17 protein-coding genes and 1 tRNA gene are annotated in these 18,511 nt (G+C 72.9%); 7 read left to right on the top strand and 11 right to left on the bottom strand.

Going from position 1 to position 18,511, the window contains the following annotated elements; all coding sequences use genetic code 11:
* Positions 1–5 precede the first annotated feature (5 nt).
* Genes paaZ through BJ983_RS04925 form a run of 3 tightly spaced genes read left to right on the top strand, consistent with a single transcriptional unit; the run spans position 6 to position 3,367 of the window.
* Positions 6–2,039 carry a phenylacetic acid degradation bifunctional protein PaaZ gene (gene paaZ, locus BJ983_RS04935; RefSeq protein ID WP_179792798.1) on the top strand — a complete coding sequence of 678 codons (2,034 nt, stop codon included), beginning with the start codon at positions 6–8 and terminating at the stop codon, positions 2,037–2,039.
* Positions 2,040–2,059: 20 nt separating this feature from the next.
* Entirely contained in the window at positions 2,060–2,434 is a 375-nt protein-coding gene (gene paaI, locus BJ983_RS04930) for a hydroxyphenylacetyl-CoA thioesterase PaaI (protein ID WP_179797354.1), read from the top strand.
* Between the two features lie 51 nt (positions 2,435–2,485).
* Positions 2,486–3,367: an enoyl-CoA hydratase-related protein gene (locus BJ983_RS04925; protein WP_179792797.1), complete on the top strand. Its 882-nt coding sequence runs from the start codon at positions 2,486–2,488 to the stop codon at positions 3,365–3,367.
* Positions 3,368–3,446: 79 nt separating this feature from the next.
* Here the strand turns inward: BJ983_RS04925 and BJ983_RS04920 are convergent, their stop codons facing one another.
* A complete protein-coding gene (locus BJ983_RS04920; protein ID WP_179792796.1) occupies positions 3,447–3,776 on the bottom strand; it encodes an STAS domain-containing protein in 330 nt (109 codons plus the stop codon).
* A 489-nt stretch (positions 3,777–4,265) separates the two neighbouring features.
* Between BJ983_RS04920 and BJ983_RS04915 the strand changes: the two genes are divergently transcribed.
* Together BJ983_RS04915 and BJ983_RS04910 are read left to right on the top strand one after the other, a co-directional pair.
* A complete protein-coding gene (locus BJ983_RS04915; RefSeq protein ID WP_179792795.1) occupies positions 4,266–5,072 on the top strand; it encodes a ParA family protein in 807 nt (268 codons plus the stop codon).
* Positions 5,059–5,388 (top strand): hypothetical protein, encoded by a 330-nt coding sequence (locus BJ983_RS04910; protein ID WP_179792794.1) that lies wholly within the window; start codon positions 5,059–5,061, stop codon positions 5,386–5,388. The genes BJ983_RS04915 and BJ983_RS04910 overlap by 14 nt, the downstream gene beginning before the upstream one ends.
* Positions 5,389–5,391: 3 nt before the next feature.
* Here the strand turns inward: BJ983_RS04910 and BJ983_RS04905 are convergent, their stop codons facing one another.
* The 3 genes from BJ983_RS04905 to BJ983_RS04895 form a co-directional block, all read right to left on the bottom strand.
* Entirely contained in the window at positions 5,392–6,456 is a 1,065-nt protein-coding gene (locus BJ983_RS04905; protein ID WP_179792793.1) for a nitrilase-related carbon-nitrogen hydrolase, read from the bottom strand.
* A 103-nt stretch (positions 6,457–6,559) separates the two neighbouring features.
* The gene (locus BJ983_RS04900) at positions 6,560–7,402 is read right to left on the bottom strand and encodes an alpha/beta fold hydrolase (RefSeq protein ID WP_179792792.1); all 843 of its coding nucleotides are present in this window, start codon (positions 7,400–7,402) and stop codon (positions 6,560–6,562) included.
* A 72-nt stretch (positions 7,403–7,474) separates the two neighbouring features.
* Positions 7,475–8,560, bottom strand: coding sequence for an SNIPE associated domain-containing protein (locus BJ983_RS04895; RefSeq protein ID WP_218890115.1), 1,086 nt, complete (start codon positions 8,558–8,560; stop codon positions 7,475–7,477).
* A gap of 978 nt (positions 8,561–9,538) precedes the next feature.
* Here BJ983_RS04895 and BJ983_RS04890 point away from each other — a divergent pair.
* Positions 9,539–10,747, top strand: coding sequence for a glycoside hydrolase family 1 protein (locus BJ983_RS04890; protein WP_343053730.1), 1,209 nt, complete (start codon positions 9,539–9,541; stop codon positions 10,745–10,747).
* A 41-nt stretch (positions 10,748–10,788) separates the two neighbouring features.
* Here BJ983_RS04890 and fmdA read toward each other — a convergent pair whose 3' ends face one another.
* The 4 genes from fmdA to BJ983_RS04870 all read right to left on the bottom strand — a co-directional run bounded on the left by fmdA (position 10,789) and on the right by BJ983_RS04870 (position 14,488).
* On the bottom strand, positions 10,789–12,042 hold the full coding sequence (gene fmdA / locus BJ983_RS04885; RefSeq protein ID WP_179792790.1) for a formamidase: 1,254 nt from the start codon (positions 12,040–12,042) through the stop codon (positions 10,789–10,791).
* A gap of 50 nt (positions 12,043–12,092) precedes the next feature.
* The gene (locus BJ983_RS04880; RefSeq protein WP_179792789.1) at positions 12,093–12,377 is read right to left on the bottom strand and encodes an FmdB family zinc ribbon protein; all 285 of its coding nucleotides are present in this window, start codon (positions 12,375–12,377) and stop codon (positions 12,093–12,095) included.
* A gap of 109 nt (positions 12,378–12,486) precedes the next feature.
* Positions 12,487–13,254, bottom strand: a complete 768-nt coding sequence (locus tag BJ983_RS04875) for a class I SAM-dependent methyltransferase (protein WP_179792788.1) — start codon at positions 13,252–13,254, stop codon at positions 12,487–12,489.
* A gap of 49 nt (positions 13,255–13,303) precedes the next feature.
* Positions 13,304–14,488, bottom strand: coding sequence for an MFS transporter (locus tag BJ983_RS04870; RefSeq protein WP_179792787.1), 1,185 nt, complete (start codon positions 14,486–14,488; stop codon positions 13,304–13,306).
* 149 nt (positions 14,489–14,637) lie between these two features.
* Here BJ983_RS04870 and BJ983_RS04865 point away from each other — a divergent pair, with 149 nt between their 5' ends.
* Positions 14,638–17,013: an excinuclease ABC subunit UvrA gene (locus BJ983_RS04865; protein ID WP_179792786.1), complete on the top strand. Its 2,376-nt coding sequence runs from the start codon at positions 14,638–14,640 to the stop codon at positions 17,011–17,013.
* Here the strand turns inward: BJ983_RS04865 and BJ983_RS04860 are convergent.
* The 3 genes from BJ983_RS04860 to BJ983_RS04850 all read right to left on the bottom strand — a co-directional run bounded on the left by BJ983_RS04860 (position 16,989) and on the right by BJ983_RS04850 (position 18,508).
* Entirely contained in the window at positions 16,989–17,747 is a 759-nt protein-coding gene (locus tag BJ983_RS04860) for a histidine phosphatase family protein (protein ID WP_179792785.1), read from the bottom strand. The two genes, BJ983_RS04865 and BJ983_RS04860, sit on opposite strands and share 25 nt — an antisense overlap.
* Before the next feature lie 164 nt (positions 17,748–17,911).
* A tRNA-Val gene (locus tag BJ983_RS04855) sits at positions 17,912–17,983 on the bottom strand.
* A gap of 54 nt (positions 17,984–18,037) precedes the next feature.
* The gene (locus BJ983_RS04850; RefSeq protein ID WP_179792784.1) at positions 18,038–18,508 is read right to left on the bottom strand and encodes a peroxiredoxin; all 471 of its coding nucleotides are present in this window, start codon (positions 18,506–18,508) and stop codon (positions 18,038–18,040) included.
* Positions 18,509–18,511: the final 3 nt, after the last annotated feature.

Below are 18,511 nucleotides of genomic sequence, written 5' to 3'. Positions count from 1 at the left end.
CGCGGGTGACCGTCGAGAGCTATCTGCAGGGGCGCTGGCAGGCCGGGTCCGGTGAGGGTCGGCCGATGTTCGACGCCGTCACCGGCGAGGAGGTCGGGCGGCTCTCCACCGACGGGCTCGACCTCGCGGGCGCGGCGGCGTACGCCCGCTCGACGGGCGGCCCGGCGCTCCGCGAGCTGACGTTCCACCAGCGCGCCGGGCTGCTCAAGGCGCTCGCCGGGCACCTCCGCGAGCACCGCGGGGAGCTCTACGCCCTGTCCGCGCGCACCGGCGCCACCCTCGGTGACTCGAAGTTCGACGTCGACGGCGGCATCGGTGTGCTGCAGGCCTACGCCTCAAAGGGCAAGCGCGAGCTGCCGGCCGGCACGGTCCTCGTCGAGGGCGACGTCGAACCGCTGTCGAAGGACGGCTCGTTCCTCGCCCAGCACGTGCTCTCCCCGCTGCAGGGCGTCGCGGTGCAGGTCAACGCCTACAACTTCCCCTGCTGGGGCCCGCTGGAGAAGCTCGCGCCGGCCTTCCTCGCCGGGGTCCCGTCGATCATCAAGCCCGCCACCCCCACCGCCTTCCTGACGGCGGGTCTGGCCCGGTTGATCGCCGACTCCGGGCTGCTCCCCGAGGGCGCCGTGCAGTTCGTCGCGGGCTCCGTGGGCGACCTGTTCGACCACCTCACCGAGCAGGACCTGGTCTCGTTCACCGGCTCGGCGTCGACCGCCCGGCAGCTGCGCACCCACCCGAACCTCGCGGCCCGCGCCGTCCGGTTCACCGCCGAGGCCGACTCGCTGAACTGCTCGATCCTGGGCCCGGACGCGACGCCGGGGACGCCCGAGTTCGACCTGTACGTCAAGCAGCTCGTCACCGAGATGACGGTTAAGGCCGGCCAGAAGTGCACGGCGATCCGGCGCGCGTTCGTGCCCGCCGAGCACCTCGACGCGGTGGCCGAGGCGACCGCCGAACGCCTCGGGAGGATCGTCGTCGGGAACCCCTCGAACCCCGACGTCCGGATGGGTGCCCTGGCCGGGCTGGAGCAGCGCGAGGAGGTGCGCCGCTCGCTGAAGTCGCTCCTCGACGGGTCGCGGGTGCTGTTCGGGTCGCCGGACTCCGTGGAGGTCGTGGACGCCGACGCCGAGCGCGGCGCGTTCCTCTCCCCCGTCCTGCTCGCCGCCGACCCCGACGCCGCCGCGGTGCACGAGGTCGAGGCGTTCGGCCCCGTGTCCTCCCTCGTGCCCTACACCTCGACCACCCAGGTGATCGAGCTGGCCGCCCGCGGGCAGGGCTCGCTGGCGGGCTCCGTCGTCACCGGCGACCCGGAGTTCGCCCGGGAGGTCGTGCTCGGCATCGCGCCGTGGCACGGCCGGCTGCTGGTGCTCGACCAGGACTCCGCGAAGGCGTCCACCGGCCACGGCTCGCCGATGCCCCAGCTCGTTCACGGCGGTCCAGGTCGGGCCGGTGGCGGCGAGGAGATGGGCGGCGTCCGCGGGGTGAAGCACCACATGCAGCGCACCGCGGTGCAGGGCTCGCCGGAGATGCTCACCGCGATCACCGGGCAGTGGGTGCCGGGGACGACCCGCACCGTCACCGACGTCCACCCCTTCCGCAAGCACCTCGAGGAGCTCGCGCTCGGCGACACCGTCGTCGGCGGTCCGCGGCGGGTGACGCTGGAGGACGTGGAGCACTTCGCCGAGTTCACCGGCGACACGTTCTACGCGCACATGGACGCCGAGGCCGCGTCGCAGAACCCGTTCTTCGGGGAGCGCGTGGCCCACGGGTACCTGGTCGTGTCGTTCGCCGCGGGCCTGTTCGTCGACCCGGCGCCCGGCCCCGTGCTCGCCAACTTCGGCGTCGACTCGCTGCGCTTCCTCACGCCCGTCAAGTTCGACGACGAGCTGACGATCACGCTCACCGCCAAGCAGATCACCCCGCGCGACACCGCCGCGTACGGCGAGGTCCGCTGGGACGCCGACGTGACGAACCAGAACGGCGACTCGGTGGCGCGCTACGACGTGCTCACGCTGGTGGCGAAGCAGGCGGTGTCCGCGTGATCGCCGCGTCGGTCAAGCGGATGTGGGACGACGACGCCGCGTCCCGCAAGCTCGGCATGGAGCTGCACGCCGCCGCGGACGGCGAGGCCCGCGTGACCATGCGGGTCACCTCCGACATGGTCAACGGCCACGGCATGTGTCACGGCGGCTACCTGTTCCTGCTCGCCGACTCCGCGTTCGCGTGCGCGTGCAACTCCCCCGGCCCCGTCACCGTCGCGGCCGGCGGCGACATCACCTTCGTCGCCTCGGCGCGGGAGAACGACGTGTTGGAGGCCGTCGCGATCGAGCGGACGGTGTACGGGCGCTCCGGGGTCTACGACGTGACGGTCTCCCGCCCCACCGACGGTCGGGTGATCGCGGAGTTCCGCGGCCGGTCGCGTGTGCTTCGCTCGTGAGCAGAAACGGTCGCGATAGCGACCGCTAGTGCTCACGAGGCCGGAGGCCACATGCAGATCGGCTACGAGGTCGCGGACGGGATCGCGACGGTCACCCTCGACCGTCCCGACCGGATGAACGCCTTCACCCCAGAGATGGCCACCGAGATCGTCGCGGCGTTCGACCGGTCCGACGCCGACGACGCCGTGCGCGTCGTCGTCCTCACCGGCGCGGGGCGGGCGTTCTGCGCCGGGGCGGACCTCGGCCGGGGCGGCTCGACCTTCGACTACGCGGCGGTGCAGGACGCGCGGTTGAAGGCCGGCGGCGCGATCGGCGGGAAGCCGCGGGACCTCGGCGGGGTCGCCGTCCTGCGGATCGCGGCGAGCGTGAAGCCGGTGATCGCGGCGGTCAACGGACCCGCCGTCGGGATCGGGGCCTCGCTCCTGCTGCCGGCCGACATCCGCATCGCCGCGGAGTCGGCCCGCTTCGGCTACGTGTTCACGCGCCGCGGCATCGCCCCCGACGGCGCGTCGAGCTGGTTCCTCCCCCGCGTCGTCGGCATCTCGCAGGCGATGGAGTGGGTGGCGACGGGGCGTGTCTTCGGAGCCGCCGAGGCCCTCGCCGGCCGACTCGTCTCGCGGGTCGTTCCCGACGACGAGCTCGGCCCGGCCGTGCGGGCGCTCGCGGCGGAGATCGCGGAGAACACCTCCGGCGTCTCGGTCGCCCTCACCCGCCGCATGATGTGGTCGATGCTCGGCGCGGAGTCCCCGTGGGACGCGCACCGGATGGACACCCGCGTGATCGCCGCGCTCGGCGCCGGGCCGGACGCGACCGAGGGCGTCACGTCGTTCCTCGAGAAGCGCCCGCCGGAGTTCACCGCCTCGCCCGGGGACTACCTGGACCTGGTCGACCCGTGGCCCGGCGTCCCGGACGACCTCGAGCCGCCCACGTAGCGCGGGCCGACCGCGAGAGTCACGTCAGGCAGCCCGAACAGCTCCCGTCCCTGCCTGATGTGAACCTCGGCGGGCCGGGTCAGCACCCCGCCGGGCGGACGTCGGTGATGTCGAACGGCCGCCCCCCGAGGCGGCGCAGGCGGCTTCGGAGCGCCCGCTTCGGGGCCACGACCGTGAAGACCACACCCCGCGCGTGGGCGTCCCCGGCGACGGCAGGGATCACCCAGAGGCCCAGGTCGTCCTCGGCGACGACGTCGGTCAGGTCGAGCACCAGCGTGGTGGACCCGCCGTCGAGAGCCCCCTCCACCGCCTCGCGCAACACCGTCGCCGTCCGGGAACGCAGACCGCCCGCCAGCCGGACCACCGTGGCCGACGGGAGCGTCGCGACCGTCGCCGTCAGCCCGTCCATGCTTCCCCCGGTCCGCGCGTGGTGTGCCGGCGGTGCCGGTCTCGTCCCCATCACAGGTCCCCCTCGTCCCGCGGGCATCGTTCGTCGCCCCGACGGCCGCAGGGCGGTCCGGGGTGGCGCACGTCGATCACGGCGCTCGGCGCCGGCGCGGCGGGAGTGGTGTCCCCGGCCTGCGCCACGTCTCGGCGATCGGTGTCGCTGGACCATAGGCGGCGGGCGGTTCGGCCGGAAGGGGCCGCGAGGCGGTGATGCTGACCCGGTAGCGAAGCGGCGCAAGCGGTTCACCCGCCTGCGCTGGTACGGACGGGTGCCGCGCGGCGCGCCGTGGCGCGATCGTTGCCCCGCTCGGAGCAGCGGCACCGTGTGCACACATGCACGTGTGCACGGGTGCTTGTGAGCACGCGTGCGCGGGTGTCACTGTGCTCTCCCGGCCCCGCTGCACCACGCTGGCGCGCCGGTCGGGGGTCGTCGGGGCGGGGGTGCGGGCGCATGCGGATCGCCGTGGCCAACAACAAGGGCGGTGCCGGGAAGACGACCGCGATCGCACACCTGGCGGAGGCCCTCGCGGCCCGCGGACGCCGGGTCCTCGCGGTCGACCTCGACCCGCAGGCCAACCTGTCGCGCCGACTCGGCTACGGCGAGGCCGACCTCACCGACATGGTGACCGCCGCCGAGGTGGTCGCCGCGAACCAGAAGGGATGCGCGGCGGACGCGCTGGTCGGCTGCCGGTGGACCGGGTCCGCGGCCGACCTGGCGACCCGCATCGACCTGCTGCCGGCCCGCTACGACCTCGAGGCCCGCGTCGCCGAGGCCGGCCAGCTCGGCTCCCACGAACGCCTCGACGTCGCCCTCACCGGCGTCGCCGAGGACTACGACGTGACGCTGCTCGACTGCCCGCCCTCGCTGGGGCACCTCACCCAGCTCGGCCTGGCCGCGGCCGACACGGTGGTGCTCGTCCTGCGCCCGGAGTTCGACCACCTGCAGGGCGCGATCCGGGTCCGGGACTTCGTCGCGGCCTACCGACGCCATCTCGGTCGCCCCGACCTCGCCGTCTCCGGGGTGATCGTCAACGAGCACGACCGACGGCGCGGCCTGCACGCCTGGCACACCGAGTCGGTCACCGAGACCTTCGGTGAGCTGGTGTGGTCGCCCCCGGTCCCGTCGCGGGCCGTGCTCGCCGAGGCCATCGACGCCGCCCAGCCCCTCCGGGCGCGCGGAGCCCCGGCGAGGCCGCTGCTCGAGGTCTTCGCCACCCTCGCCGACCAGCTGGAGGTCCGGCTCGATGCCGCCGTCTGAGCCCCGCCGTCCCGCTCCCGACCCCGGCGCCCGCCGTCGGGTGGGGCCGCCGGCCGCGGAGCGCCGCCGACCGGACCCCACGTCGACCCTCGCCCCGGCGCCGAGCCCGCTCATGCCCGTCGACGGTCCCCGTGGCCGGCGGCAGCACCGCGGCACACCGACCCGGCAGGAGCTCGTCTACCTCTCCGGCCGGGTCCCCCGGGCACTGCGCGACGAGCTGCACATCCGGGCGATCGAGGAGGGCCGCCCCGTGGTGGACCTGCTCCGCGACGCGATCCGCGGCTACCTCGACGTGACCCCGCCGCGGGAGCCGTAGCGGTCAGCCCGGGCGCCGCCAGACGTCGCGGTCGTGCAGCAGGTCGATCTGGCGTTGCAGGATCTCCCGGCGGTACTCCTCGTGGTGGGGCGGAGTCCGGTCGAGGTAGAGGTTCTTCGGGTAGATCGGCTGCTCGTAGACGATCTGGGCGAGCTCGGCGCGGATGTCCTTGGTCCAGCTGCTGATCTGCGCGGACGCCCGGTGGTGGCGGAGGGCCTCGATGTCGACGACGCCGCTGACGAACGTCGAGCCGTTGGTGTCGAACTGCTTCCCGACGATCTGGCCACGGTGGTTCACGATCATCGACCGGCCGCCGCCGGCGTCGATCGCGGTCGGGCTCTCCGGGTAGAGGTGGTAGCCGCCGATGTTCGGGGCGATCACGACGAAGTTGTTCTCCAGGGCCCGCGCCCGGTTGGTGATCTCGAAGACGTCGTTCTCGGTGAACGGCACCGGCAGCGAGGCCCGGTAGACGACCTCGGCCCCGTTGAGCGCCAGCCCGCGCCCGTTCTCCGGGTAGCAGCCCTCCATCGCCATCATGACGCCGAGCCGACCGATCGGCGTGTCCGCGACCGGCCAGAACGCGTCGAGCGTGCGGCCGTACCGCTCGACCCACCAGTCGAACAGGTCGTGCGGGGACACCGAGCGCTCCACCGGCAGCAGCGCGTTGAGCTTGTAGTGGACGAGCACGATCTCCTCGTCCGGCGAGAGGACGAACCCCGCGTTGAAGAACAGGTCGGGCCACTCCGGGTGCCGGACCTTCGCCTGCGCCATGATCCACACGCCCCACCGCGACGCCAGCCGGCCGAGTCGCTCGGTCTCCGGTCCGGGCAGGTCGATCGCGCAGTGGTGGGCGAAGTCGACGTGGTCGACGTCGAGGATCTCGTCGTTGAAGCCCTGCAGCGCGCCCTCGGGGATGGCGAGCAGCTTCACCGGGACGTCGAGGTTCGACAGCCAGAACGCCGCCGTCGTCAGGCTCTCGAGGTGCTCGAGATTGTGCGCGATGTCGGCGCGCTCGCGGATGCCCCGGAACGTCGGGATCAGCCCGACCGCGGTGTACGGCTCGATCACGAGGTGGCTCCGCCCTGTGAGTACTCATCCGTGCCCTGGCACGGAAAAGTACTCACGGGCGCGCAGCGCACCTCGTGGCGCGCTGAGTCGGCGAGACCCGTCGTCATGACGGCCCCACGTGTCCGATGATCAGCTCCGCGAGCTCCCGCGGCTTCTCCTCGGGCACCCAGTGCCCGCAGTCGGGAATCACGTGGCCGGTGACGTCGTGCGCCATCCGCCGCAGCGACTCCTCGACCTCGTCGCCGCGACCGAAGGAGGTCGCACCGCCGACGGCGAGCACGGGCACGTCGATCTTCCCCAGCGTCTCGTTGGCGGCGATGTCCAGCGGCACGGTGCGGTAGAGCTCGAAGCCCGCGCGTAGCGCCCCGGCGGCGGTGTAGCAGCGCAGGTACTCGGCCACGGCATCGTCGGGAAGGACCTTCTGGTGGTGGCCGTAGTGCTCGTAGAACCAGCGCAGGAACACCTCCTCCCGCCCGGTGATCAGGGCCTCCGGGAGGTCGAGCGTGCCGAGGAAGGCATGGTGCCAGCGTCGACCGCCCTGCGAGATGTTCGGCTGCCCGTCCCCGGGGATCGCGACGTCGACGACGCCGAGCCTGCTCACCCGCTCCGGGTGCCGCGCCGCGATCGAGAAGGCGACGGCGCCGCCCCAGTCGTGCCCGACGACGGCGCACCGCTCGATGTCGAACGCGTCGAGAACCCGCACGAGGTCCTCGCCAAGGGTCTGCTTGTCGTACCCGTGCAGCGGCCGGGTGGAGTCCCCGAGACCGCGCAGATCGGGCATCACGCACCGGTAGCCGGCGTCAGCCAGCAGCGGCGCAACTGCGGTCCACGAGTACCAGGTCTGCGGGAAGCCGTGCACGAGCAGGACCGGCGCGCCGTCACCGATCTCGGCGACGTGCAGGACCACCTCGCCCACGTCGACGTAGGAGTGGTTGTACTCGACCATGTAGCGCCCTTCCAACGACGTCTTCGCCGGGAATGCCCCGCGCGACGGTCGGTGACGCTCTACCTCGGTGGCTCATCCGCCGGACATGAGCCTCTGACTCGTTCGCCATTCCTCGGCCTCCGCGTCATCGCGGTACTCGTACACCCACCGGGCGTGGTCGGTCCTCGCCAGGATCTCCCGGACCTCCGCGGGCGTCGCGTAGAAGAACTCCCGCCGCATGTTCACCCGGTTCACCCGACGATCTGCAAGGGCCTTGTGCAGCTGGTTCTCGAGGCCATAGGCATCCTGGGTGAAGATCGCGGTGTGGAGGTCGAACTTGAAGGGGACCGACGCATCGCCCAGTTCGCGGACCCGGTCGTCGACGTTCGGTCGCCGGGTCACTCCGACCTTGATGACGTTCTCCCCGAATGCACCGACGTTCGAGATCACGTAGACCGTGCCGACCCCGGGGTTCGCCCGCACGCTCAGGTCCTCGAGGGCTCCGTCGATGCGTTCCAACGCCTCGGCGGCCTCGACAGCGACGGACTCGTCGACGGCACCGGACTCGGCTCGCTGGACGAGGGCCTGCCAGTGGGCATGCTCCTTCATCAACTTCTCGCGTTCCCGGGCGACCTCCTTCTTCGCGGCGGCCTCGTCGCGGACCCGCTCACGCTCCGCCCGCGCCCGCTCCTTCTCCTCCTCGATCTGCGCGAGGTGGTCCGCGGTCAGCTCGAGTTCCTCGATCCGCGCGCGGTGGTAGGCCTCCGAGATGCGGATGCTCATCGTTCGTCCCAGCCGGGCGATCGTCTCCTGGGCCTTCGTCAGCCTCTCGATGGACGTCTCGAGCCGATGCGGCCGCATCGTGCGGACGGCGGCGTCCACCTCGGCGTTGTAGGCGCGCAGCATCAGCTTGGTGTAGTCCTTGATCATCCGCTTGCCCTCGGCCGTGGAGCCGTTGACCGTCCAGCCCTGGGCCGCGAGCACCGCTCCGTCCTGCCGGACGAGCTCCTTGTAGCGCGCCTTCACGGCTTCGAGCCGCGCCTTGTAGGCGACCGCGTCGGCGAGCCGGTGCCGGAACTCGTAGATCCCGGCCTCCTGCAGCATCGCCCTGTCCTCGGTCTCGACGATCTCCCTCCGTAGCTCGGCGAGGCGCCGCTCCGCCGCCTCCGCGCCGTCCACCGCGCTCCGCCGACGCTCGTCGGCGTTCCTGCTCTCGTCGGCTGCGCGACGGGAGGCGCGAGTGACGAGTCCGGCCGCCTCCTGTTCAGCCCGCGCGGCGACCTCCCGCGCGAGTTGCTCGGCGTCGTCGCGGATCCGTCCGGCAGCCCTCTGCGCCGTTGCCAGGTCGCCTCCGTCACGGCCATCCGGCCCTGAAGGTCCGCCGACTCGACCCGCAGCCGATCCCGTTGCGCCTCGAGGGCGACCAGGTCCGGGTCACGGAGCTCGCCGACCTGCCGACGCAGCATCGCGTTGTCCGTCGCGAGCCGGTTCGCCGTGCCGATCGCCGCGTCGAGCTGCTGTTCGAGGCCGACGACACGTTCCTCCGAGAGCCGGAGTTCCCTACGTGCGCCGAACAGGCCGACCTTCTCCCGCGGCACGTTGCGCTGAGAGGGGGCGGCATCCGCCGGCACCGGCGAGGGGCCCGACGGCTCGTCGACCGTCGGGGAGGGCGGCCACCCCCGTCCGGGGGCCCCGGGCGACGGCCGGCGACGTGCCAACGGGATGACCGGCTCTTCGACCACGGGGGCGCGGTGGCGGGGCGCAGCGAGGGGACCGGTCGAGGTGGGCCCGGCCGGTTCGTCCTCGGGTCGGCGGTGTCGGGCCGGTCCCCGGCCCGACGACGAGGTCGCGTGCCGCCCTCGCCCGTCGTCCTCCGGCACCCAGAACTGCCATCCCGACGGCGCGGCAGGCCACGCGGGGTCGGGGACCCAGCCCTGCGGCGGCGCCCACCCGACCGGGGGCTGCGGCCACCCGGGCGGGACCACATAACGGTAGGTGATGTTGTCGGACACGACGCTCCCCCTCCCGCGCAGCCGCCCCCAGCGCGCCGGGACAAGTGTGCAACGAGTGACGAATCAGGCGCAGAGCGAGTCGCCTGATCGTGCCCACCGCACCGTTGCCCACGCCGTCCGGCCGGTCATGCCAGGGTGGGCGACCGTGCCGATCTTCCCGCCGGGTTTCCACTGGGGCAGCGCCACCGCCAGCCACCAGGTCGAGGGCAACAACACGAACAACGACTGGTGGGACTGGGAGCACGACCCGGCCTCGCCCTGCGTCGAGCCCTCCGGCGACGCGATCGACCACTACCACCGCTACGACGACGACTTCGCCCTGCTCGCCTCGCTCGGCCAGAACGCGCACCGGTTCTCCCTCGAGTGGTCGCGCATCGAGCCGGCCGAGGGCGAGTTCTCGACGGCGGCGCTGGACCACTACGGGCGCATGCTCGACTCCCTCGCGCGGCACGGGCTCACGGCCTTCGTGACGCTGCACCACTTCACGCTCCCCCGCTGGTTCGCCGCCCGCGGCGGCTGGCTCGCGCCGGATGCGCTCGACGTGTTCGCCCGGTACGTCGCGCGGGTCTCCGCCGCACTCGGCGACCGGATGCCCTACGTCTGCACGATCAACGAGCCGCAGATCGTCGCGCGCGAGTGCTACCTCTCCGGCCAGTTCCCGCCCGGGCACCGCGATCTGACCGAGGCCGTCACGGTCAACGGGGTGCTCGCGGCGGCCCACCGGAGGGCCGTCGAGGTGCTGCGCGCCGGACCGGGGTCGGCGCAGCTCGGGACCTGCCTGCACCTGCCGCACCTCGAGCCGCTGCGCCCGGGCGACGAGGCCGACGAGGGCGCGGCGGCCGCAGCACGGATGGTCATGGTCGACACCCACCTCGACGACCTGCGCGCGGGCGGCGACGTCGGCGACTTCGTGGGGCTGCAGTACTACTCGCGGGCCCTGATCGACGCGACGTCGCCCGACCTGACGGCGGGTCCGCCCGAGGGCGCGGAGACGACGCTCATGGGCTGGGAGGTGTACCCGGCCGGCTTCGGCGCGGTGCTGCGCCGGATCGCCGAGGCCGGGCTCCCCGTCGTCGTGACGGAGAACGGGATCGCGACGACGGACGACGACCAGCGGGTGCGCTACCTCGCCTCCCACCTCGGCGAGGTCGCGGCCGCCCTCGCCGACGGGATCGACGTCCGCGGCTACCTGTACTGGTCGTCGTTCGACAACTTCGAGTGGGCCGTCGGCTACCGGCCGACGTTCGGGCTCGTCGGGATCGACCGGGCCGACGGGCTGCGGCGCGTCCCCCGGCGGAGCGCGGAGCTGTTCGGCGAGGTCGCCCGGACCGGCGACCTCTCCGTGCTGTCCTGACGGCGGGTCGCACCTGCCGCCGGGTCAGCCCCGCCGCCGGGTCAGCCCCGGCTCATGGGCACGCCCTGGCCCGGGTCGATCCGCGTCGGCCCGTTCTTCCCGGGCTTGACGTCGAAGTCGAAGATGCCGGTCGGCAGGTACACCGTCGAGCACGAGTTCGGGATGTCGACGACGCCGGAGAGCCGGCCCTCGATCGGCGCCGCGCCCAGGATCATGTAGGCCTGGATCGGCGAGTAGCCGAACGTCGTCAGGTAGTCGATCGCGTGCAGGCAGGCCCGCTGGTACGACAGGTGCGAGTCGAGGTAGCGCTGCTCGCCGTCGAGCGTCACCGACGTGCCGGAGAAGGCGATCCACTCGCTGTACTGCGGGTCGGTGTTGCCCGGGATGAAGATCGCGTTCTCGGAGACGCCGTAGGTCTCCATCCCGCCCTTGATCAGGTCGACGTGCAGGTCGATGAACCCGCCCATCTCGATCGCCCCGCAGAACGTGATCTCGCCGTCGCCCTGGGAGAAGTGCAGGTCGCCCATCGAGAGGTTCGCGCCGTCGACGAACACGGGGTAGAAGACGCGGCTGCCCTTGGTGAAGTTCTTGATGTCCTGGTTGCCGCCGTTCTCCCGGGGCGGCGCGGTGCGGGCGGCCTCGCCGCGGGCCCGCTCGTACTCGTCGCCGGTCAGCGACCCGAGGACCGCCGCGTCCGGCTGCGGCGGGAGCGCGAGGGGCGGCACGGCCCCCGGGTTCGTGTCGATCAGGGCCTGCTCGCGGGAGTTCCACCGGCCCAGCAGGTCGTGCGAGGGGGCCGTCCCCATGAGGCCGGGGTGGACGATCCCGGTGAACTCGACGTGCGGGACGTGCCGCGACGTCGCCTTCCCGCCCTGGAAGTCCCAGACGACCTTGTAGGCGTCCGGGAACTGGTCGGTGAGGAAGCCGCCGCCGTTGGACTTCGCGAAGACCCCGGTGTAGCCCCAGCCCTGCCCGGCGAGCGGGCCGGAGTCCTCCTGCGGGATCGGCCCGACGTCGAGGATGTCGACGATCAGGAGGTCACCGGGCTGCGCGCCCTCGACCGCGATCGGCCCGGACAGCACGTGCACCCCGTTCAGCGGGGCGTTGAGGATGTCGTCGGCCGAGTCGTCGTTGTGGATCGCACCGTCGAACCACTCGCGGCAGTCGACCCGGAACGTGTCCCCCGGCTTCACGTGCACCTGGGCGGGGATGTCGGGGTGCCAGCGGTTGTGGCCGATCTTCTCCTGGTCGGTGAAGGCCTTCGTGCTGTCGAGCGGGAACACCTGCTGGGGCATCGGGTCTCTCCCTCGGTGCGGGGTCGTGCGGGGGCTTCGGGGGTGACCGCTCAGGGCCGGGGCAGGGCCGCGGTCCGCGGGTCGAGCCGGGGCGCCGGTGCCGTCCGTGGACGCGGCGGGGGCGACGAGACCACCGTGGGCTCGGTGCGGGATGCCTCGGCCCGGTCGATCGCGGCCCGCTCGGCCCGTCGGGTGCCTCCGAGGCGCGGTGCCGTCATGACGCGGACCGCCTCGGCCCCGCAGGCCGGGCACGCGGTCGTCGCCGGCGCGCTGCCCATCGGGGCCATCACCTCGAGCGCGCCGTCCGTCCCGCAGCGGTAGGCGTACAGGGGCATCGTCTCGCTCCCGTCGGTCGCGACCGGCATCCATGCGCAGGAGCTGATCTCTCCGCCGAACCTGCCAGTCGGCGTGACCGCTGTCGAGACAGCGGTGTTACGGGCGCGCTCAGGCCGGCGGGACCGAGCCCCGCAGGAAGACGAAGTGGTCGTCGAAGCGCAGCACCGGGTCCTCGCGGTAGGCGTGGCGGAACTGGGCGATGCCCTCGGCCAGCTCGTCCTCGGAGAACTCGCCGAGCACCGACATGTAGCGCGACTCGAGCATGCGCACGTACCGCTCGCGGTCGATCGCGACATGGAAGGTGCGGTGGGTCAGCGACGTGCGCAGGCCCGCCGCGACGAGGGCCTCCCGGATCTCCGTGGGGTCGGGCTGGAGCTGCTCGAAACGCTCGTGGGCCGCGGCGAAGAGCGGGTGCGGGATGGTCGTCGGCAGCATCACCACCAGGAGCCGGCCGTGGTCGGAGAGCAGCCCGGCCAGACCTCGCAGGGTCGCCGCGCGGTCGGAGACGTGGTGGATCGCCTCCTTGACCAGCACGGCGTCCACCGGCCCCGGCACGGGCAGCGACACCCGGCCGGTCGCGACGTCCTCGGCGCTCGCCAGCACCGGCCGCAGCGACGGTGACGCCGGGATCCGATCCAGCATCGCCGCGCTCGGGTCGACACAGACGATCGGGCGCAGCGGGGCCACGTCGTCGGCGAGCTGACGGGTGTACAGGCCGGTCCCGCACCCGACGTCGACGATCGCGTCCCCCGGGTGGAGCCGCAGGGCCCCGGACATGGCCCGGGTGAAGGCCCGGACGTACTCCGGGTCGTAGGCCCAGTGGTCGTCGTAGGTCGCCGCGAGCCGGCCGTAGTGGTCGGCGATCTGGTCGGTCATCCGACGGAGGGTGGCAGGTCGGGCGGTCCCGTGGTGACCCCGATCAGGGTCAGGTCGCGGGACGCATCCGCAGGACCGACCCGGCGGTCCCGGTCGCCACCAGCACGACGACCACGCCGCAGAGCACGGACGCGACCGCGGCGAGCCCCCAGATCCCCACCGCCACCCCGGCGAGCAGGCTCGAGACCGCGGCCGCGAGGTAGCAGAACAGGTAGATGGCCGAGAGGGTCCCGGCGTGGGCGCCCGCGGGGCTCCGGTCGAGCAGCACCCGCATGGCGCCCGCGAAGGCGACCCCGAACCCGGCCCCGGCGACGACGGCCGCGGCGAGATAGGCCCCGAAGCTCCCGATCGCGATCGCCGCCACGAAGCCCGCGGTGCCCGCGGCCAGGACGGCGGCCCCGCCGACCAGCGCGTGGGTGGCGCGCAGGCGGTTGGCCGCCAGACCCGCCGTCGGGCCGGCGAGGTGGTAGACCGCCACCGCGAGGGCACCGCTGAACAGGTCCTCGCGCCCCAGCACCGTCACGGCCAGGGACGGGGCGAGGGCCTGGGTGAAGCCACCCAGGACGTAGGTGGCCGCCACCAGCAGGCACACCGCGGGGAACACCGGCCGCGCACTGCGCGGGATGTGCACCACCGGACGCAGGGACCGGAGGGCGCCCGGGCCCCGTGTGACCGTCTCCGGCAGGAGCGCGACGGTCACCGCGGCCGCCACGAGCACCGCGGCCGTGCCCAGGAACGACCCGACCGGCGCCGTCCGGGGCGCGAGCTGGACCGCGGCGCCCGATGCGAGGGCCCCGAGCGCGATGCCGCCGGGCGGGGCCCCGCTGGTCACCGCGCCCGCGAGGCCGGGGCGCGACGGGGGCACGAGGTCGACGACGAAGGCGCCGAGCGCGGACAGCGCGAGGCCCACCGAGAGCCCCTGGATCGCCCGGCCGAGGATCAGCGGGGCCGCCGCGTCCACCGTGGTGAGCACCAGGCAGGCCAGGGCCCCCGTCAGGATCGCCGGGACTGCGACCCGCTTGCGTCCCACGTGGTCGGACAGGCTGCCGCAGCACAGGAGCGCGACCAGCAGCGGGACGATGTAGATCGCGAAGGCCCCGGTGAGCGCGACCGGCGGGAGCCCGTAGGTCTGCTCGTAGACCACGTAGAGCGGCGCGGGGACGCCCGCCGCGCCGCAGACCGCGACCAGGGAGACGGACGCGGCGACGAAGGCGGGGAGCCGACCTCGGAGCACTCAGGTCGTCCCGACGCGTGGCACGTCCACAGACCCTACGCGCGGTGTCCGGTCCGGACGTGGGTGTCGGGGGTCCTCGCTAGCCTCGCGTCACGTTCCGGGGACGGACCGGGTCGAGGGGATGCACGGTCCGCGAGCGAGGAGACGAGATGAGCACCGAGAGCCGGCACGCCGCCGACGCGCACGAGCGGATCCGCGTGCTCGGCGCGCGGGAGAACAACCTGCGCGACGTCGACGTGGACCTGCCGAAGCGTCGGCTGACGGTGTTCACGGGGGTGTCGGGCTCGGGCAAGAGCTCGCTGGTGTTCGCCACGATCGCGGCCGAGTCGCAGCGGCTGATCAACGAGACGTACCCGTCGTTCGTGCAGGGCTTCATGCCGACGCTCGCGCGGCCCGACGTCGACGTCCTCGACGGGCTGACCACCGCGATCATCGTCGACCAGCAACGGCTCGGGGCCGACCCGCGGTCGACGGTGGGCACGGCGACCGACGCGGGCGCGATGCTCCGCATCCTGTTCAGCCGTCTCGGGCAGCCGCACATCGGTCCGGCGCAGGCCTTCTCGTTCAACGTGGCCTCGGTCAGCGGGGCCGGCGCGGTGACCACCACGAAGAACGGCCAGCAGGTCAAGGAACGCCGCGAGTTCTCGATCACCGGGGGGATGTGCCCGCGGTGCGAGGGTCGGGGCGCGGTCTCCGACTTCGACCTCACGGCCCTCTACGACGCCGGCAAGTCGCTCGACGAGGGCCCGTTCACCATCCCCGGCTACAGCATGGACGGCTGGTTCGGCCGCATCTTCAAGGGCAGCGGCTTCTTCGACACCGCGAAGCCGATCGCGAGGTACACGAAGCGCGAGCTGCACGACCTGCTCTACCGGGAGCCGACGAAGATCCAGGTGGAGGGCATCAACCTCACCTACGAGGGGCTCATCCCGAAGATCCAGAAGTCGATGCTGTCGAAGGACCGGGAGGCGATGCAGCCCCACATCCGCGCCTTCGTCGACCGGGCCGTCGTCTTCACCACCTGCCCGGAGTGCGCGGGCACCCGGCTGACCGAGGCGGCCCGGTCGTCGCGGATCCGCGGAATGAACATCGCCGAGGCGAGCGCGATGCAGATCAGCGACCTCGCGGCGTGGGTGCGGACGATCGACGAGCCGTCGGTGGCGCCGCTCGTGGAGTCCCTGTCGCACACGCTCGACTCGTTCGTCCGCATCGGGCTCGGCTACCTCGCCCTGGAGCGGCCGTCGGGCACGTTGTCCGGCGGCGAGGCCCAGCGGACGAAGATGATCCGGCACCTCGGCTCGGCGCTCACCGACGTCACCTACGTCTTCGACGAGCCGACGATCGGGCTGCACCCGCACGACATCGCCCGCATGAACGAGCTGCTGCTCGCACTGCGGGACAAGGGCAACACGGTGCTGGTCGTCGAGCACAAGCCCGAGACGATCGTGATCGCCGACCACGTCGTCGACCTCGGGCCCGGCGCGGGCACCGAGGGCGGCACCATCCAGTTCGAGGGCACCGTCGAGGAGCTGCGGGCCGGGGGCACCGTGACGGGGCGCCACCTGGACGACCGCGCCTCGCTCAAGGACACCGTCCGGACGCCCACGGGCTGGCTCGAGGTCCGGGGCGCCGACACGCACAACCTGCGCGACGTGGACGTCGACGTCCCGCTCGGGGTGCTGGTGGCGTTGACCGGGGTCGCGGGGTCGGGCAAGAGCTCGCTGGTCACCGGCTCGGTCGCCGGGCTCGAGGGCGTGGAGGTCGTCGACCAGGCGCCGATCCGCGGCTCACGGCGCAGCAACCCGGCCACCTACACCGGCCTGCTGGAGCCGATCCGCAAGGCGTTCGCGAAGGCCAACGGCGTCAAGCCCGCCCTGTTCAGCGCGAACTCGGAGGGCGCCTGCCCGAACTGCAACGGCGCCGGGGTGATCGACACCGACCTCGGCCCGATCGCCTCGGTGGCCGTCACCTGCGAGGTCTGCGAGGGCAAGCGGTTCTCGGCCGACGTGCTGGAGTACCGGTTCGGCGGGGCGGACATCAGCGAGGTCCTCGCGATGTCGGTGGCGCAGGCGGAGGCGTTCTTCGCCGGCGGAGAGGCGAAGCTACCGGCCGCGCACCGGATTTTGGCGCGGCTCCTCGACGTCGGGCTGGGGTACCTGCGGCTCGGGCAACCCTTGAACACGCTGTCCGGCGGGGAACGTCAGCGGCTCAAGCTGGCCGACCACCTCGGGACGAAGGGCGGCACGTTCGTCCTCGACGAGCCGACCACGGGCCTGCACCTCGCCGACGTCGAGGCCCTCCTCGGCCTGCTCGACCGGCTGGTCGACGCCGGGACGTCGGTCATCGTCATCGAGCACCACCAGGCGGTGATGGCCCACGCCGACTGGATCATCGACCTCGGACCGGGCGCCGGACACGACGGCGGGCGGGTGGTCTTCACCGGGACGCCCGCCGAGCTCGTCGCCGGCCGCTCGACGCTCACCGGGGAACACCTGGCGGACTACGTGCGCTCCCCCGCCACGTAGCCGGGGGCGATCCACGGCGGGAGCCGGTCGGGGACCTCGACGACCACCCGGTGCTCGCGGAACACGACCTCCGCGAGGCGACCGTCGACGGTGACCTCGACCGGCTCGAGGTTCTCCGGCTCGCCCGGGTCACGGCCGATCGCCGCGGCGACGAACGCCCGCATCGGACCGGAGTGGGTGCTGACCAGGGCGATCTCGTGCTTCGCTGCGAGCGCGGTGACCCCGGCCCACAGCCGGTACACCGCGATCTGCGGCGGCTCGAAGCGCAGCGTGGTCGAGGTCAGCCATCGGTCGATGGGTCCGCCGGTCCTGGCGAGCTCGCCGTAGTTCGAGTCGAAGCGGTCGAACTCCAGCGCCCAGTCCGGGTCGGCGCCGCTGCCCGGGTCGAGCGCGCGGCGGTCCTTCGCGACCCCCGAGGACTCGCGCGCCTCGCCGTCGTGGAAGAACTGCAGGCTGTCGAAGTGCGTGTCCGGCTCCAGCTCGCCGAGCTCGAGGCCGTGCCCCTCGGGGAGCGCCTCGACGACGGTCGCGCGCAGCGTCACCGCCGTCGCCGTCCCCCGCGCGGTCGGTGCGTGCGGGAAGCGCACCCGGGTGCCCGGCGGTGCCGTCGTCGCGAGTTCCTTCGCGAGCTGTCGGCCCCGGTCGCGGGCCTGGGACTCCCCGAGCTCGGTCAGCCCGAGGTCGCCGAGGTAGCCGTGGGTCTCGCCATGGCGCAGGAGGACGACGCGGTACACGGGACCCACCGTGCCCGACGGGGCCGTCGGTGTTCCACCCGCGGGTTGCCGCTGGCCGAACGCGCCGAGGTGCACACCAGGCATCCCGGCGGGCCCCACAACCTGCCCCACGTGATTCTCGCGGCGAGCGGTCGGACCCGGGTCGGGCGTCCCCGCCGGAGGGGTGGGCGCAGCAGGATTCGAACCTGCGACCGACGGCTTGTAAGGCCGGCGCTCTACCGCTGAGCTATGCGCCCCTCGACGGGCCCCGGGAACGCTACCCGGGGCCCGTCGTCGGGAACGGGGAATTCCTAGGCGGAGGCCTTGAGCTCCTCGATCGCGTTCTTCCAGCCCTGCTGGTCGCGCGCCTCGCCCGGACCGTTCTGCTCGGCGAAGCGGACGACGCCGTCGCGGTCGATCAGGAACGTGCCGCGGAAGGAGAACCCGAGGTCGGCGGAGAACACGCCGTAGCTCGCGCCGACGGCGCCGTGCGGCCAGAAGTCCGAGAGCAGCGGGAAGCTGTAGCGCTCCTGGTCGGCCCACGCCTTCAGGGTCGGGGCCGGGTCGCAGGACACCCCGATGAGCTGCACGTCGTCGTTCACGTAGGCGGCCAGGTCGTCCCGGGCCTCGCAGAACTCCCCGGTGCAGATCCCGGAGAAGGCGAACGGGTAGAACACCAGGAGCACGGCCTTCTTGCCGCGGAAGTCCGCGAGCGAGACCTCCTCGCGGTCCTGGTTCGGGAGCGTGAACTCGGGGGCCTGAGATCCGACCTCGACCGTCATGGC

It is taken from the genome of Actinomycetospora corticicola (genome assembly GCF_013409505.1).
GTDB lineage: Bacteria > Actinomycetota > Actinomycetes > Mycobacteriales > Pseudonocardiaceae > Actinomycetospora > Actinomycetospora corticicola.
This window is presented reverse-complemented; position numbering and strand designations above follow the sequence as displayed.